At 62.7% G+C, this 15,623-nt stretch carries 16 protein-coding genes; 9 read left to right on the forward strand and 7 right to left on the reverse strand.

Annotated elements, in window-relative coordinates:
• Positions 1-135: 135 nt before the first annotated feature.
• Complete coding sequence (locus LDB26_RS10145) at positions 136-897, reverse strand: molybdopterin-binding protein (protein WP_062066170.1); 762 nt, start codon at positions 895-897, stop codon at positions 136-138.
• Positions 898-993: 96 nt separating this feature from the next.
• Between LDB26_RS10145 and map the strand changes: the two genes are divergently transcribed.
• The 3 genes from map (at position 994) to glnA (ending at position 3,889) form a co-directional block, all read left to right on the forward strand.
• Complete coding sequence (gene map, locus LDB26_RS10150) at positions 994-1,821, forward strand: type I methionyl aminopeptidase (protein ID WP_062066172.1); 828 nt, start codon at positions 994-996, stop codon at positions 1,819-1,821.
• A gap of 218 nt (positions 1,822-2,039) precedes the next feature.
• On the forward strand, positions 2,040-2,378 hold the full coding sequence (locus LDB26_RS10155; RefSeq protein ID WP_062068871.1) for a P-II family nitrogen regulator: 339 nt from the start codon (positions 2,040-2,042) through the stop codon (positions 2,376-2,378).
• 98 nt (positions 2,379-2,476) lie between these two features.
• Complete coding sequence (gene glnA, locus LDB26_RS10160) at positions 2,477-3,889, forward strand: type I glutamate--ammonia ligase (protein ID WP_062066175.1); 1,413 nt, start codon at positions 2,477-2,479, stop codon at positions 3,887-3,889.
• A 392-nt stretch (positions 3,890-4,281) separates the two neighbouring features.
• Here the strand turns inward: glnA and LDB26_RS10165 are convergent, their stop codons facing one another.
• Both LDB26_RS10165 and LDB26_RS10170 read right to left on the reverse strand, forming a co-directional pair.
• On the reverse strand, positions 4,282-4,929 hold the full coding sequence (locus tag LDB26_RS10165) for a histidine phosphotransferase family protein (RefSeq protein WP_062066178.1): 648 nt from the start codon (positions 4,927-4,929) through the stop codon (positions 4,282-4,284).
• A 97-nt stretch (positions 4,930-5,026) separates the two neighbouring features.
• Positions 5,027-5,428: a Mov34/MPN/PAD-1 family protein gene (locus LDB26_RS10170; protein ID WP_062066181.1), complete on the reverse strand. Its 402-nt coding sequence runs from the start codon at positions 5,426-5,428 to the stop codon at positions 5,027-5,029.
• Positions 5,429-5,444: 16 nt separating this feature from the next.
• On the opposite strand from LDB26_RS10170, the gene LDB26_RS10175 reads away from it, so the two are divergent.
• Both LDB26_RS10175 and rpoH read left to right on the forward strand, forming a co-directional pair.
• The gene (locus tag LDB26_RS10175; RefSeq protein ID WP_257538303.1) at positions 5,445-6,395 is read left to right on the forward strand and encodes an RluA family pseudouridine synthase; all 951 of its coding nucleotides are present in this window, start codon (positions 5,445-5,447) and stop codon (positions 6,393-6,395) included.
• A 78-nt stretch (positions 6,396-6,473) separates the two neighbouring features.
• Positions 6,474-7,388 (forward strand): RNA polymerase sigma factor RpoH, encoded by a 915-nt coding sequence (rpoH, locus tag LDB26_RS10180; RefSeq protein WP_062066187.1) that lies wholly within the window; start codon positions 6,474-6,476, stop codon positions 7,386-7,388.
• An 82-nt stretch (positions 7,389-7,470) separates the two neighbouring features.
• Here the strand turns inward: rpoH and LDB26_RS10185 are convergent, their stop codons facing one another.
• Both LDB26_RS10185 and LDB26_RS10190 read right to left on the reverse strand, forming a co-directional pair.
• Positions 7,471-7,971: a GNAT family N-acetyltransferase gene (locus LDB26_RS10185; RefSeq protein ID WP_257538304.1), complete on the reverse strand. Its 501-nt coding sequence runs from the start codon at positions 7,969-7,971 to the stop codon at positions 7,471-7,473.
• Complete coding sequence (locus tag LDB26_RS10190) at positions 7,968-8,531, reverse strand: TetR/AcrR family transcriptional regulator (RefSeq protein WP_062066192.1); 564 nt, start codon at positions 8,529-8,531, stop codon at positions 7,968-7,970. The genes LDB26_RS10185 and LDB26_RS10190 overlap by 4 nt, the downstream gene beginning before the upstream one ends.
• Positions 8,532-8,615: 84 nt before the next feature.
• Here LDB26_RS10190 and LDB26_RS10195 point away from each other — a divergent pair, with 84 nt between their 5' ends.
• Together LDB26_RS10195 and mtgA are read left to right on the forward strand one after the other, a co-directional pair.
• On the forward strand, positions 8,616-9,908 hold the full coding sequence (locus tag LDB26_RS10195) for an MFS transporter (protein WP_257538305.1): 1,293 nt from the start codon (positions 8,616-8,618) through the stop codon (positions 9,906-9,908).
• Between the two features lie 32 nt (positions 9,909-9,940).
• The gene (mtgA, locus tag LDB26_RS10200; protein WP_257538306.1) at positions 9,941-10,636 is read left to right on the forward strand and encodes a monofunctional biosynthetic peptidoglycan transglycosylase; all 696 of its coding nucleotides are present in this window, start codon (positions 9,941-9,943) and stop codon (positions 10,634-10,636) included.
• Between the two features lie 144 nt (positions 10,637-10,780).
• Here the strand turns inward: mtgA and LDB26_RS10205 are convergent, their stop codons facing one another.
• Together LDB26_RS10205 and LDB26_RS10210 are read right to left on the reverse strand one after the other, a co-directional pair.
• Entirely contained in the window at positions 10,781-11,599 is an 819-nt protein-coding gene (locus LDB26_RS10205) for an arginyltransferase (RefSeq protein WP_257538307.1), read from the reverse strand.
• Positions 11,600-11,712: 113 nt separating this feature from the next.
• Positions 11,713-12,960, reverse strand: a complete 1,248-nt coding sequence (locus tag LDB26_RS10210; RefSeq protein WP_062066202.1) for a threonine ammonia-lyase — start codon at positions 12,958-12,960, stop codon at positions 11,713-11,715.
• Between the two features lie 96 nt (positions 12,961-13,056).
• On the opposite strand from LDB26_RS10210, the gene LDB26_RS10215 reads away from it, so the two are divergent.
• Positions 13,057-13,926, forward strand: coding sequence for an NAD(P)-dependent oxidoreductase (locus LDB26_RS10215; RefSeq protein ID WP_062066204.1), 870 nt, complete (start codon positions 13,057-13,059; stop codon positions 13,924-13,926).
• Complete coding sequence (locus LDB26_RS10220; protein ID WP_257538308.1) at positions 13,923-15,620, forward strand: amidohydrolase; 1,698 nt, start codon at positions 13,923-13,925, stop codon at positions 15,618-15,620. Before LDB26_RS10215 ends, LDB26_RS10220 begins: the two co-directional genes overlap by 4 nt.
• Positions 15,621-15,623: the final 3 nt, after the last annotated feature.

Consider the following 15,623-nt stretch of genomic DNA (forward strand, 5'->3'; position numbering starts at 1 on the left):
CGATGAGATGGGAACAGCCGTTGATGCAACGCAACATAGCGTCAGCCGATGCCTACGCGCAACGCAGCCCGCCGCTGCCGCGCCACATATCGACGCGCCCTGACGGCATTTCATCGCCCTAACCGATGTTATGGATCAGATACCGCCCGCGATGACGGGCCAGCCGCCGGCTTCCAGCGCCAGGCCAAGGTCCGCGACGCAGCGGTCCAGCACGGCCTGATCGGTCGATCGAACCACGAAGTTGGCGCCCGTGCGCCCATCGCGGAAGAAGGGGTAACTGCCGATCTGGCACCCTTCATGGCCGCGTTCGGCTTCGGCCAGCAGGTCCGCGATTTCGCTTTCCGCGACCCAGCAGCCCACCGTGGCGGACAGCAGTGGCAATCCACCCTCCAACTTGCCCGTCAGGCTTTCCAACATCCCGGCCGTTATATAGGGCACGCCCGCCATGATGAAGATATTGCCATGGCGGATGCCCGGCGCGCCCGACATGCGGTTTTCGATAAGGCACGACCCGGCCGGCACCCGCGCCATGCGGAGCCGCGCTTCGGTGAGCCCACCGCGAGTCTCATAATAGCTTTCCAGCATCGCCCGCGCCTGGGCATGGATTTCCACTTCCACGCCCAGCGCCCCCGCGATTGCGTCGACAGTAATGTCATCGTGGGTCGGCCCGATGCCGCCAGTCGTGAACAGATAGTCGTTGCGGGCGCGCAGCATATTCACCGCCTCCGCAATGGCGCCGCTGTCATCCGCGATGATCCGCACTTCCGTGAGGCGGATTCCCTGCACGTTCAGCCAGGTGGCGATCTGCGCGACATTCCTGTCCTGCGTGCGGCCAGAGAGGATTTCGTCGCCGATGACGATCAGAGCTGCGGTCCAGATGCGTTGGGGATCGGCCATGACACACGCCCATAGCCTGCGTCGCGCGCGCTGCATAGAGCCCGATAGCCGCCCACCCCCCTCGCATTATTCCGCGCAACGCCCTATAATCGCGGCATGACCGAATATATGACCATGACGGCGGACGCGCCGATTTCCCGCTCTGCCGCGATCAAGCTCCATGACGCGGCGGGTTTCGAAGGCATGAGGAAGGCCGGACGGCTGGCGGCGGAGATTCTCGACGCGCTGGCGCCCCATGTCGTGCCCGGCGTGACTACGGGGGAACTGGACGACATCGTCCGCCGGATGACGCTGGAGGGCGGCGGCGTGCCCGCGACGCTGGGCTATCGCGGCTATACGCATAGCTGCTGCATCTCGCTCAACAATGTGATCTGCCACGGCATCCCCGGCGATCAGAAGCTGCGCGACGGCGACATCCTCAATATCGACGTGACGCCGCTGGTTGACGGTTGGCACGGCGACACCAGCCGCATGTATATTGCCGGAGAAGCGCCCATCAAGGCGCGGCGGCTGGTCGAAATCACCTATGAATGCCTGATGCTGGGCATCGAGCAGGCGAAACCCGGCAATCATCTGGGCGACATCGGCCATGCTATCCAGCGGCACGCGGAAAAGCATCGCTATGGCGTGGTGCGCGATTTCTGCGGGCATGGACTGGGCCGCGTGTTCCACGACAGCCCGGAGGTCGTGCACATCGGCCGCCCCGGCACTGGCCCCGAACTGCGGCCCGGCATGTTCTTCACCATCGAACCGATGATCAACATCGGCAAGCCCGGCGTGAAGATGCTGGATGACGGCTGGACCGCGGTGACGCGCGATCGCACCCTTTCCGCCCAGTTCGAACATAGCATCGGCATCACCGAGACGGGCTGCGAAATCTTCACGAAAAGTCCCGCTGGACTCGACTCACCACCCTATGCCTAAAAATTAGGCATTTGGGTAAAGGATTGCCCGGAATCCGGGCAATATGGACAAAGATTGCTGCATCGCCGAAAGCATATCCGGCGATTCGCCATTTGGCACGGGAATTGATTGTCGAGAGGGGCGGCGCTTGCCCGAGGGGGGCATGATGATCGTTACCTTGAATGTGGGCGGAGGGGCGTTTCCTCTGCTGAATGCGTCTGCTGTGGGATTTTTTTGAGATGAAAAAGATCGAAGCGATCATCAAGCCGTTCAAGCTGGACGAAGTGAAGGAAGCGCTGCACGAAGTGGGGGTGTCCGGCATCACCGTGACCGAGGCGAAGGGCTTTGGCCGCCAGAAGGGCCACACCGAACTTTATCGCGGCGCTGAATATGTCGTCGACTTCCTCCCCAAGGTGAAGCTGGAGGTTGTGGTGGACGACACGCTGGCCGACCGCGTGGTGGAAGCAATCTCCGCAGCCGCGCAGACCGGGCGGATCGGCGACGGCAAGATCTTCATCTCCACGATCGAGGGCGCGGTCCGCATCCGCACCGGCGAACGCGACAGCGACGCCATCTGATTTTGAAAAACGTCCACGCCGGCTGCTCAGGGGACCGGCGGACATAAGCATCAACCGACCCCTTCGGGGGGGTAATCATGAAAGAAGGGCAAGTTCACATGGCCAACACGCCTAAAGACATCCTCAAGATGATCGAGGAAAAGGAGATCGAATGGGTCGATCTGCGTTTCACCGATCCCAAGGGCAAGTGGCAGCACCTGACCATGGTGTCGACCGTGCTGGGCGAAGATGAACTGAATGAAGGCCTGATGTTCGACGGTTCGTCGATCGAAGGCTGGAAGGCGATCAACGAGTCGGACATGATCCTGAAGCCCGACCTGGACGCTGTCTATGTCGATCCGTTCAGCGCGACCCCGATGATGATCCTGTTCTGCGACATTGTGGAGCCGGACACCGGCGAGCTTTATGCCCGTGATCCCCGCTCGACCGCGAAGCGCGCCGAAGCCTTCGTCAAGTCGGCCGGTTTCGGCGACACGGTCTATGTGGGTCCGGAAGCCGAATTCTTCATGTTCGACGATGTCCGCTTCAACTCGGACTATAATGAGTCCTTCTACAAGATCGACGATATCGAGCTGCCGACCAACACCGGCCGCGAATATGAAGGCGGGAACCTGGCCCACCGTCCGCGCGCCAAGGGCGGTTATTTCCCCGTCGCGCCGGTCGATCCGGCCACCGACATCCGCGCCGAAATGGTCACCACCATGCTTGAAATGGGCCTGCCCTGCGACAAGCATCACCATGAAGTCGCCGCCGCGCAGCACGAACTGGGCCTGACCTTCGGCACGCTGGTCCAGACTGCCGACCGGATGCAGATCTACAAATATGTGGTCCACATGGTCGCCCAGGCCTATGGTAAGACCGCGACCTTCATGCCCAAGCCGATCGCACAGGACAATGGTTCGGGGATGCACACCCACATGTCGATCTGGGACGGCGGCAAGCCGCTGTTCGCGGGCGAGGGCTATGCCGGTCTGTCCGACATGTGCCTCTACTTCATCGGCGGCGTCATCAAGCACGCCAAGGCGCTGAACGCCTTCACAAACCCGACCACCAACAGCTACAAGCGCCTGGTGCCGGGCTTTGAAGCGCCCGTTCTGCTGGCCTATTCGGCGCGCAACCGTTCGGCTTCCTGCCGTATTCCCTATGGCGCGGGCGCCAAGGCGAAGCGCGTGGAATTCCGCTTCCCCGACGCGATGGCGAACCCTTATCTCTGCTACGCCGCGCTGCTGATGGCGGGCCTCGACGGCATCGAAAACAAGATCCATCCGGGTTCCGCGATGGACAAGAACCTCTATGACCTGCCGCCCGAAGAGCTGAGCCAGGTGCCGACCGTTTGCGCTTCGCTGCGCGAGGCGCTCGACTCGCTGGCAGCCGACTACGACTTCCTACTGAAGGGCGACGTGTTCACCAAGGACCAGATCGACGCCTATCTCGAACTGAAGTGGCCGGAAGTGTATCGCTGGGAAATGGCGCCTTCGCCGGTCGAATTCGATATGTATTACAGCGCCTGATCGCTGTTACAGAGCAAACAGGAAACCCGGCTGCGAAAGCGGCCGGGTTTTTTGTTGGAGGGGTGGCTTGGGGTGCTTCTTTCGAAATGTGCGATTGTGGGAAGCGGCCGTTTTGCGGGCTTTGCCGAAACATAAGCGTCCGTTCGCCTAAGTAGAGACTGAGCCCTTCGACAGGTTCAGACAGGCCCGTTGAATATCCGTATCGAACGGTCTTGCGCGACATCAGTCCTTCGATACGCCACTTCGACTGCGCTCAGTGGCTATTCAGGATGAACGGGGAGGGACAGCGGACAGACCACGCATCCCGTGTCGTCCTACATGAGCACGGCATAACCATGATCGCTTCGGCCCTGTTCCGTCGACCGGATGTTCCACTCCGCCGGGACGCCGAATCAGCCGGGAATGGAAACGCCGAACAGCAACACCGGCTCACCCGGTGGCGACAGCGCGACATCGCCGCCTGCCTTCGTCACCAGTTCCCTCACCATCCAGGCGGCGGCGGTGCGCGATGCCAGTCCTTCCGGCGGCAGGGTGCCCGCCAGCGCCGAACGCAGGTCCGGGTCCAGCACCAGCTTGGGCCCCTCCGCCCGCACGACGATCTCCGTCACGCCGGTCCGCTGCTCCGCCCCGATGTCTAGCTGCCCGCCGCGCACCAGCGCATCGCCCGCAATCAGCGCGAGGTTGAGCAGGATCTTGACCGGCAGCTTGCCCAGCATATCGTCCTCGACCAGCCAGCCGACCTTGACGCGGCCGGCCGTGGCGAACATCCCTTCAATCGCGACGCGCGCTTCATGCGTCGGCACGGCATCGCCGAAACCGCCCGCCGATCCGAAGGCCAGACGGAAGAATTTGAGCTTGTTCGCCGACGTCTTCGCACTGTCCGACAACAGGTCCAGGCAGCGCTGGCGCATATCCGGGTCCGTTTCATCCGCCATCAGTTCCAGCCCGTTGTTCAGTGCGCCGACCGGGCTGAGCAGGTCATGGCACAGGCGCGAACAAAGCAGGCTGGCAAATTCGATGCTGTCGGTCGGATGGGTCATGAAGGATGGCTGCCGCTCAATTGGTTGAACATCTGGGGAATATCACGCTAATGCGCCGCCCAACCGGAGGATGCAAGCCCGGCTCACCCCCTTTCCCTCACATGATATCGAGCGCCGCTTCGGCAAAATGCACATTCCCCCCCTCGCCCGGCCCCGCGATCCAAAGCCGTGCCACGCCGTCCGCCACGATCAGCCACAGGCTGCCATCGGGGGCCGCACAGGCGGCGTCGGTAGCGGAAGGCACCGCGACCCCGCCCGGATGCGAGTGATAATGGCCGACGATCCTTGGTCCGCCAGCCCGTGCGGCTTTGTGCGCGGCGAGGAGGGCTGCGGGGTCCAGCTCAAAATGGCGGGACGGGTCGGCGGCGATATTGGCGCCGGGCCGGATCGCCTCGATCCGCCCTTCCGCGCCCAGCAGGAGGCCGCATATCTCATCCTTTCCGGCAGCGGCCAGGTGCAGGATCTGTTCCAGACATTCCCTTGAAATGGAGACTTTCATTCTTACATCCTTAGCAATGGGCGCGGGGGTTTCCATCATCGAAACGACGATCGGAGAGGCGCAGGCCGGGCTGCGGCTCGACCGCGCTCTGGCCGACCTGCTGCCCGATCTTTCGCGCGAGCGGCTGAAGGCGCTGATCCTGGAAGGCCAGGTCATAACCGATGGCCGGTCGCCCAACCCATCCATGAAGGTGGCCGCCGGACAGTCCTTCACCATCGCCCTGCCCCCGCCCGTCGAGGCGGAAGCCGTGGCGCAGGACATTGCGCTCAGCATCGCCTATGAAGATGCCGAGCTGATCGTCGTGGACAAGCCCGCCGGCCTCGTCGTCCACCCGGCGGCGGGCAATCTGGACGGCACGCTGGTCAATGCGCTGCTCCACCATTGCCGGGGCCAATTGTCAGGCATCGGAGGTGTTGCACGGCCCGGCATCGTTCATCGCATCGACAAGGATACTTCGGGCCTGTTGGTCGTTGCCAAGACGGACAAGGCCCATGAGGGACTCGCCCGCCAGTTCAAGGATCATAGCATCGACCGGCTTTATGCCGCCATCGTCTATGGGGTTCCGGCTCCGGGCAAAGGAACGGTGGATACATGGATCGGCCGATCCGACGCTGATCGAAAGAAGATGGCCGTTCATCGGGAAGGGCGCGGCAAACATGCCGTCACCCATTACCGCACGATGGAGCGGCTCGCGGGCGCGGCTCTGGTGGAATGCCGGCTGGAAACCGGGCGGACCCATCAGGTGCGCGTTCACATGGCCCATATCGGACACCCCTTGATCGGGGATCAGGTTTACGGTAGAGACAGGAAAGGTTTCAAATCAATACTGGAAACGATGGGTTTCAAAAGGCAGGCATTGCACGCAAAGGCGCTGGGGTTCATACACCCCTTAACAGGCGAAAGCCTGCGTTTTGAGAGTGTTTTGCCAGCCGATATGCAGGAACTGTTAAGTCAGCTCCACGTATAGAGGTTTGGAAAGTTTGCGACGGCGCCTGTGACGCCTCTTCTGGGTCCCGCCGCGCATGAAAGGGAAAGGTGAAGCGACATGGCTGACAAAAGCAATGTCCCAACGGTGCCGGCGCTGGGCGGTGAAGCCAGCCTGAACCGTTATCTGTCGGAAATCCGCAAGTTTCCGCTTTTGACTCCGGAGCAGGAGTATATGCTCGCCAAGCGGTATCAGGAACATCAGGATCCTGAAGCGGCGGCGCAGCTCGTGACGTCGCATCTGCGCCTGGTGGCGAAGATCGCGATGGGGTATCGCGGCTATGGCCTGCCGGTCAGCGAGCTGATCTCCGAGGGCAATATCGGCCTGATGCAGGGCGTGAAGAAGTTCGAAGCCGATCGCGGTTTCCGTCTGGCGACCTATGCGATGTGGTGGATTCGCGCCTCGATCCAGGAATTCATCCTGCGGTCCTGGAGCCTCGTGAAGATGGGCACCACCGCCGCGCAGAAGAAGCTGTTCTTCAACCTGCGCCGGATGAAGAACAATATCGAAGCGTTCGAGGATGGCGACCTGCATCCCGATGACGTCAAGAAGATCGCGACCGATCTGGGCGTTTCGGAAGAAGATGTGGTCTCCATGAACCGGCGCATGGCGATGGGCGGCGACACGTCGCTCAACGTACCGATGCGCGAGGATGGCGAAGGCCAGTGGCAGGATTGGCTGGCAGACACCGATCCGCTGCAGGACGAACGCGTCGCCAACGAACAGGAGCGCGAGTTGCGCCACGACATGCTCGTGGAAGCGATGGACGACCTCAACGACCGGGAAAAACATATCCTGGCCGAACGGCGACTGGCCGAAGAGCCCAAGACGCTGGAGGAACTGTCGCAGGTCTATGGCGTAAGCCGTGAGCGTGTGCGCCAGATCGAGGTTCGGGCTTTCGAAAAGCTGCAAAAAGCGATGATGCGGATCGCCGGGGACAGACTCGGCAAGATGGCCCGGTTCGCAGCGGCCTGATCCTGTCGAACGATGAAGGAAAGCCCCGGAAATTCTCTGGGGCTTTTTCTTTGGCGCTGCGGGTCGGCGGCATGGCCGCGTTTCAAATCTCAAGACCCATGAAAAAGCTGTCCGGGCCATAGGACGCGCGCTTGGCGGGGGCAATCCGGTCGGACATGTCCGCAAAGCCCTGCCGCTGCCAGAAGCTATCGGCGCCGTTGACGGCCATGAGCAGAATGCGGTTTTGGCCTGCTTCACGGGCCGCATCGACGACATGGCGCATCGCGGCCGATCCGGCGCCTCCCCCCTGCATATTGGGCAGGATCGCGAGGTCGTGCAGATAATAGCAATCCGCCTTTGCCGGCATGGCTCCCAGCAGCCTGTTCAATACAGGCGGATCGGCCGCCATCCATGGATGGGTGATAAGATAGCCTCGGACATGGCCGTCCCGTTCCAGCACGAAACATCCGGCGGGATAGAGCGTCAGCCTTTCAGCATAGACATCCGCGCCTTCCGTGAAAGCGCCGTGCACCTGATCCGAAATAGCCGTCACGGCAGCAATGTCACCGGCCTTCATCGGCCTCCAGTTGGGGGACGCGCTCATGCCGCCAGCCCAGCCGCTTTGCGCGCCGCGCTCAATAGCTGGTCGGAAAGGGCCGGGTCGCCGACAGCGCGCGCGAGCGACAAGGCTCCGACCCATTGAGACATGCGCGCCAGAGCCGCTTCCTGGCCGCCTTCCTGATCAGCTTCCTCAAGAATGGCAGCCAAGGCTTCGAAACCATGGCGAAAAGCGTCGGCCAGATCGCCTCCCTTACGGGCCGCGTCAGGGCCAAGCGCGATGAGGGCGCAGCCTGTTTCAGGCGCGTCCCGGTTCCGCCCGCTCAGATAGTCGGCCGCAATGGCGTGCAATGCATTTCCCTCGCTCGTTTCAGCCACTATGCCGCGCCAGCGTTCGGCGCTTCGCATCAGGGACCGGGCGCAGGCTTCAACGGCCAGCCCATCCTTCGACGCGAACTGGTTATAGAAGCCGCCATGGGTCAGGCCACATTCGCGCATGACTTCGCCAATGGCGACGCCGTCTACACCACGCGCGCGAAACAGGCGTGAAGCAGCGTCCACCACCTTTTCACGATTGCGCGTGGCCTGTTCCCGACTGACTTTCATGGCCGCCTTTCGTCAATTGGCCCTTGATCATATATATGACATATATCATTTAACCGCAATCCGTGACTTCCCGGAGGAAACTTCATGCTCTCCGCCCGTCTCGCGCGGCGATTTTCCGCGCGCAATGTGCATTATGGCTGGGCGGTGGCGGGCGCGACCTTCCTCACCATGCTGGTCGTTGCCGGGGCCGTGGGCGCGCCGGGCGTATTCATCGTTCCCCTGCAAAAGGAATTCGGCTGGAGCGCCGCTGATATTTCCGGCGCGCTGGCCATTCGCTTCCTGCTGTTCGGGGGCATGGGACCGTTCGCGGCGGCCTTCATGAATCGTTTCGGTATCCGTCGCATGATGCTGATTTCACTGGGCATTGTGGCCTGCGGAATGCTGCTTTCATTGGCCATGGACCGGATATGGCAGCTCTTCCTGCTGTGGGGCGTGGTGATCGGACTTGGCACGGGACTGACGGCCATGGTTCTGGGCGCGACGGTCGCGACGCGCTGGTTTTCCGAACGGCGCGGGCTGGTGATGGGCCTGCTTTCCGCCAGCACGGCGACCGGCCAGCTTGCCTTCCTGCCGCTGCTGGCAGGGCTGACGGAGAGCCATGGCTGGCGCATGGCGCTGCTGATGATCTGCGGCGCCATCCTGATCGCAGCCGTGGTCGTTTTCCTCATCATGCAGGATCGGCCTTCCGACCTTGGCCTTGCCCCCTATGGCGCGGGCGCCGTAGAACCCGCTCCGGTGCAGCCCGCCACATTGGGCGCGCTGTTGGTGACGCCGATCGCGGTTCTGCGCGAAGCGGCCGGGGCGCCCGTTTTCTGGGTTCTGTTCTTCTCCTTCTTTGTCTGCGGCGCCAGCACCAACGGGCTGGTCCAGACCCATTTCATCGCCATGTGCGGGGATTATGGATTAGCCGCCGTCGGCGCCGCGTCCATGCTGGCGATGATGGGGCTGTTCGATTTCGGCGGGACATTGGCGTCGGGCTGGCTGTCCGACCGGTTCGACAATCGATGGCTGCTGTTCTGCTATTATGGCCTGCGAGGGCTTTCGCTGCTGTATCTGCCGTTCAGCGACTTTTCGCTCTACAGCCTGTCGATCTTCGCGATCTTCTATGGGCTGGATTGGGTGGCGACCGTGCCGCCGACCTTAAAGCTGACGGCCCGCCATTTTGGACCGGAAAAGACGAATATCGTTTTTGGATGGATATTTGCCGGGCATCAGCTCGGCGCGGCCAGCGCAGCCCTTGGCGGAGGCCTGTCACGAACGGTCTGGCAAAGCTATATGCCTGCGTTCGTGGCAGCGGGCCTGTTGTGCCTGATTGCGGCGGCGATGATATTGCTCATCCATCGCGGACGCCCCGAAAGAACGCTCGCCGCCGCTTGAACATGGGTGGCAGGGCGCGTTACGAGATCGTCATGACCGAAAAGCCCCCTTCATCGCGCCGCCGTTCCCGCTGGATCACCATTCCGTTCAAGATCGTGGGCGGCTTCGTGATTCTGTCGCTCCTGATGGTCGGCCTGTATCGTTTCGTGCCACCGCCCGTGACGTGGACGATGCTGTTCGATCCCCACGGCTTCACCAAAGACTGGATGAGCCTGGATGAGATGGCGCCGAACATGGCGCGCGCCGCCATCGCGGCGGAGGACAGCCGTTTCTGTTCGCACCATGGCTTCGATGTCGACGCGATCGCCCAGGCCATGCGGCACAATGCCAGCGGAGGAAGGATCAGGGGCGGATCGACGATCAGCCAGCAGACGGCGAAGAATGTGTTCCTGATCCAGGGCGGCGGCTTTGTCCGCAAGGGGTTCGAGGCGTGGTTCACCGTGCTGATCGAAGCGATATGGGGCAAGCGGCGGATCATGGAGGTTTACCTGAACGTCGCGGAGACCGGGATCGGAACCTATGGCGCCAACGCGGGAGCGATGCGCTATTTTCACCATGACGCGAGCCGCCTGACGCGAGCCGAAGCAGCGCGGATCGCCGCCATCCTGCCGCTCCCCAAGAAACGGGCAGCCGTCGCGCCGAGCGGCTTTACCCGCCGCTACGGCAACAGCATCGCCGCGCGGATCGGCGTAGTTCAGCGGGATGGACTGGATGGGTGCCTGCGGTGAGAAGGAAAGAGACGATGGCCCGCAACCTCGACGCCTTTGGGCCATTCGGAGTTTGGGCCACGCGATCGCCAGCGACCGTTCATGGCCTCTATCGTAACCTCCAGCCGGTTTAGCTTTGTCGTCCCGCGAGCCTGATGCCCTGCGCTATTTACGGAACACCCGCGCCAGTTCCATCGGAATGAGCGGCTGTTCGCGGGGAAGGCCGCTGCGGATGGCGTCGCTCTGTTCTGTCGGATCGAAGCGCGTCCAGCCTGCCCGCGTCAGTTTTTCCAGAGGACGATAGCGGATCTTATATTGCATCCGCTGCGACCCTTCGACCCAATAGCCCAGATAGACATAGGGAAGGCCCGCGCGCGCCGCGCTCAGGATATGATCCATGATGATGAAGTTGCCGAGCCCCTTGCGATGTTCCATATCCGTGTCGAAGAAGCTGTAGATCATCGACAGGCCGTCGCCTTGCCGGTCGGTCAGGCACGCGCCCACCAGCCTGCCCGGACGGCCATCCTCACCCGGTTCGCGATATTCCATCACATGACTGTCGACGGGGGTCTGCTCGACCATGTCGGCAAAGTCCATCTCGTCCATTTCGGTCATGCCCCCGCCGGGATGGCGCGCGGAGAGATAGCGCCGCAGCAAGGCGAACTGCTCCTCTGTCGACCATGGCTTGCAGGGGGTGACGACCAGATCCTCATTCCTCCGCAGCAATTTGCGCTGGGTCGCGTTCGGCTGGAATTCCTCCGCCACCACGCGCACCGACACGCAGGCCGAACAATCGGCGCAGCTGGGGCGATAAGCGACGTTCTGGCTGCGGCGAAAACCGATTCGCCCAAGCGCGTCATTGAGTTCCGAGGCGTTTTCGCCCGACAGTTCCGTGAACACCTTCCGCTCGCTCCTGCCCGGCAAATAAGGGCATGGCGACGGATTGGTCACAAAAAAGCGCGGAAAACGGAATGGCGCGCTCATGCTCCCCTCTCCCCCAGACCGCTATTGGACGAACGATTCATGGAAGGACTATGCCGCCCCAATCCATCCATGAAAAGATCATTTACCATGAAAACACGATGGACCGCCGCAAGTCAGGCAACCTCGATCGGGGCGACCTCATATCCCGCTTCGCGCAGGGCGGCGATCAGGCGCTGGAGATGCGTGCGGTCCCGCGTCTCGCACTCGACGTCGAGGCTGAGACCCTTGGCCGGCAGGTTGGTGAAGATGCGCTGGTGCGACAGTTCGAGAATGTTGACCGCTTCCTGATCGAAGATGCGGGCGACATGGAAGAGCGCGCCCGGACGATCCTGCAACCGTATCCGCAACCGCGCGAGCCGTCCCGAGCGCGCCAGATCGCGCAGCAGCACATTGGCGAGCAGGCGCGTGTCGATATTGCCACCAGTCAGCACCAGCCCGACATTGCGGCCCGCGAACATCTCGCGATGGGTAAGCAACGCGGCAAGGCCCGCCGCCCCTGCCCCTTCGACCACCGTCTTTTCGATCTGGAGCAGCAGGCTGACCGCCTCCTCCAGACAGCGCTCATTGACCAGCAGCACATCGTCGGCCAGCCGCTCGACAAAGCGGCGGGTCAGTTCACCGGGATGCTTGACGGCAATCCCCTCGGCCAGCGTGTCGCCATCGCAGACGAGATTCTCGCCCTTGATATAGTCATACATGGACGGATAAAGTTCCGCTTGCACCGCAACCAGGCTGATGTCGGGCTTCATCGCCTTGGCCGCCGTGCCCATGCCGGAAAACAGGCCGCCACCGCCGATGGGGATGACCAGCGTATCGATCTCCGGCGCCTGCTCCAGCATTTCGAGCGCGATGGTGCCCTGCCCGGCGATGATGTCCGGCTCATCAAAGGGATGGACGAAGGTCAGCCCTTCTTCCGCTTCCAGCTTGCGGGCGTGGGCATAGGCGTCGTCGAACTTCTCGCCGAACTGCACGACGCGCGCGCCATGGCCCTGCGTCTGCGTCACCTTCACCGTCGGCGTGGTGGTGGGCATGACGATGGTGACAGGCACGCCCAGCCGCTTGCCATGATAGGCAAGGCCCTGGGCATGGTTGCCTGCCGAAGCGGCGATCACCCCTTTGCGCTTCGCTTCATCATCCAGTTGCAACAGGCGGTTTAGCGCCCCGCGCTCCTTATAAGCGGCGGTGAACTGGAGATTTTCGAACTTCAGGAACACCTTGCAGCCCAGCATGTCGGACAGCGTCTGGCTGATCAGCGTGGGCGTCTGAACGATCGAACCGGAAATGCGAACGCGCGCCGCAAGGATGTCGTCGACGGAAACGGGCAGCGGCAGGGCGCCTTCGATCTTGGTCAGAGTGTTCATGGCCTGCCCCCTATACGAAAATTAGGACGGAAGAAACTGGCACCGTCCCCAAACTGGCCCTATGGCTATGGGGCACGCACATAAAGTACGGGATTTATGGCTAACATCGCGTTTATCGGCCTGGGCGTCATGGGCGGCCCGATTGCGGGGCATCTGGCCAAGGCGGGGCATCAGGTGACCGTCTACAACCGCTCCATCGGCAAGGCGAAAAGCTGGACGGAAGCCTATGGCGGGGAAGTCGCCATCAGCCCGTCAAAGGCGGCGGAGGATGCGGAAATCGTCATCAGTTGCGTTGGAACCGACGACGACCTGTCACAGATCACGCTGGGGCGCGATGGCGTTTTCCGGGCCATGAAAGCGGGCAGTCTTTTCATAGATCATACAACGGTATCGGCGCGGATCGCCCGGCAGCTTTATGTCGAAGGGCAGAGTCTGGGGCTGCATTGCGTCGACGCGCCCCTGACCGGCGGGCAGATCGGCGCGGAAAACGGCAGGCTGTCCATCATGTGCGGCGGCGCGAAGCCCGCTGTCGCGGCGGCGCAGATCGTCATGCAGGCCTATGCCGCGCGGATCGTCCATGTCGGCGGGGCCGGCGCGGGACAGACGACGAAGATGGTCAACCAGATCTGTCTTGCGGGCACGCTGCAAGGCGTAGCCGAAGCGTTGCGCTTCGCGCAGGCCGCCAATCTGGATGTGGAGAAAATATATGAGGCCATTTCCGGCGGCGCGGCGCAAAGCTGGGTAATGGACAATCAATGGAAGACGATGGCACAGGACAGTTTCGATTTCGGCTTGTCGGTCGACTGGATGCGTAAAGACCTGGAACTGGCGCTGGACGAAGCGCGGGCCAATGGCGCGACTTTGCCGATGACGGCACTGGTCGATCAATTCTATGCCGATGTGCAGGCGATGGACGGGCATCGGCAGGACATCAGCGCACTGGTGCGGCGGATCACGCGGGCATGAAGGCTGGACTGCTGGCGGCATTGGCCGCGATCGCCCTGCCCATGCCTGCGCTGGCTTCGGGCGTGATCGACAATGTGAACGGCATCGCGCTCGACGCGCAGGGGCGGGTCGTGCACTTCAACGCCCTGCTGATCGACGATGAAGGCAAGGTCGAAAAACTGATCCAGGGCCGCTATCAGGAACCGCCCCCGCCCAAGCGCAAGAAGCGCAAGGGCGACGATACGCCCGCGCCCAAGCGGCTGGACTTCAAGCTGGATGGCGGTGGCAAGACACTGATCCCCGGCCTGATCGACGCGCATGGGCATGTGATGGGACTGGGCCTGTCGCTCGTCACGCTCGATCTTTCGGAGACGCGATCGCTGGCGGAGGCGCAGGCGAAGATCCGGGCCTATGCACAGGCCAGCCCAGGGCGGAAATGGATCATCGGTACGGGCTGGAATCAGGAGCAATGGGGTCTGGGGCGTTTCCCGACCGCTGCCGAACTGGATGCCGCCGTTTCCGACATTCCGGTCTGGCTGGAACGGGTGGACGGCCATGCGGGCTGGGCCAACAATCTGGCGCTGAAGGCCGCCGGAATCACGGCCGCGAGCAAGGCTCCACCAGGTGGGCGGATTGAGATGGATGCGGGCAAGCCTTCGGGCGTGCTGGTGGACAAGGCGATGGACCTGATGGCCCGCGTCGTGCCGCCGCCCGCACCCAAGGATCGCGACATCGCGCTCGAAAAGGCGCAACAGACACTGCTGGCGGCGGGCATCACCGCCATCGCCGACATGGGCACGCGCATAGAGGATTGGCAGGCGTTTCGCCGCTCCGCCGACCGGGGGGCGCTGCGGGTGCGGATCATGTCCTATGCGATGGGGCTGGACAATATGGTGCTGATCGCCGGGCCGGAGCCGACGCCGTGGCTCTATGACGACCATCTGCGGATGGGCGGGGTCAAGCTGGTGCTGGACGGCGCTTTGGGATCGCGAGGAGCATGGCTGAAAGCGGATTATGCCGATGCGCCGGGGCAGCGGGGACTGGCGATGATCCCTTCGACCCAGCTTCGCAACATCATGAGCCGGGCGTCGATGGACAATTTCCAGATCGCCGTCCATGCCATAGGCGATGCGGCTAACAGCGAAGTGCTGGACGCGATCACTGAACTGGCGGAAACCTACAAGGGCGACCGGCGCTGGCGCGTCGAACACGCCCAGATCGTTTCGCCCGGCGATTTGCCGCGCTTCGGGCAGTTCGGGATCGTCGCATCGATGCAACCGATGCATGAAGCGTCGGACTGGCGCATGGCCACAGCGCGGCTGGGCGAGGCGCGGCTGAAAGGCGCCTATGCGTGGAAGGCGATGCTGGACAATCGCGTGCCGCTGGCCTTCGGATCGGACGTGCCGGTCGAAAATCCCAACCCTTTCCCCGGCATTGCCGTCGCCATGAGCCGCGAGGACGCGAAGGGCGAACCGGCTGGCGGGTGGATGCCGGAACAGCGCGTAAGCTTTGAAGCGGCGCTGGACGGCTTCACGCGGCAGGCGGCCTATGCCGGTTTCGCGGAGAAGCGGTTCGGCAGCCTGATCCCCGGACAACGGGCGGACTTCCTGCTGATCGACCGGGATATTTCCATGGCGCGCCCGGCCGATATTCGCGCAACGCAGGTGCTGGAAACCTGGATCGGCGGCAAGCGGGTCTATGTGAAGGGGCAATGACGC

Origin of the sequence: Sphingobium sp. CFD-1 (assembly GCF_024611115.1) — a bacterium.
GTDB classification, from domain to species: domain Bacteria; phylum Pseudomonadota; class Alphaproteobacteria; order Sphingomonadales; family Sphingomonadaceae; genus Sphingobium; species Sphingobium baderi_A.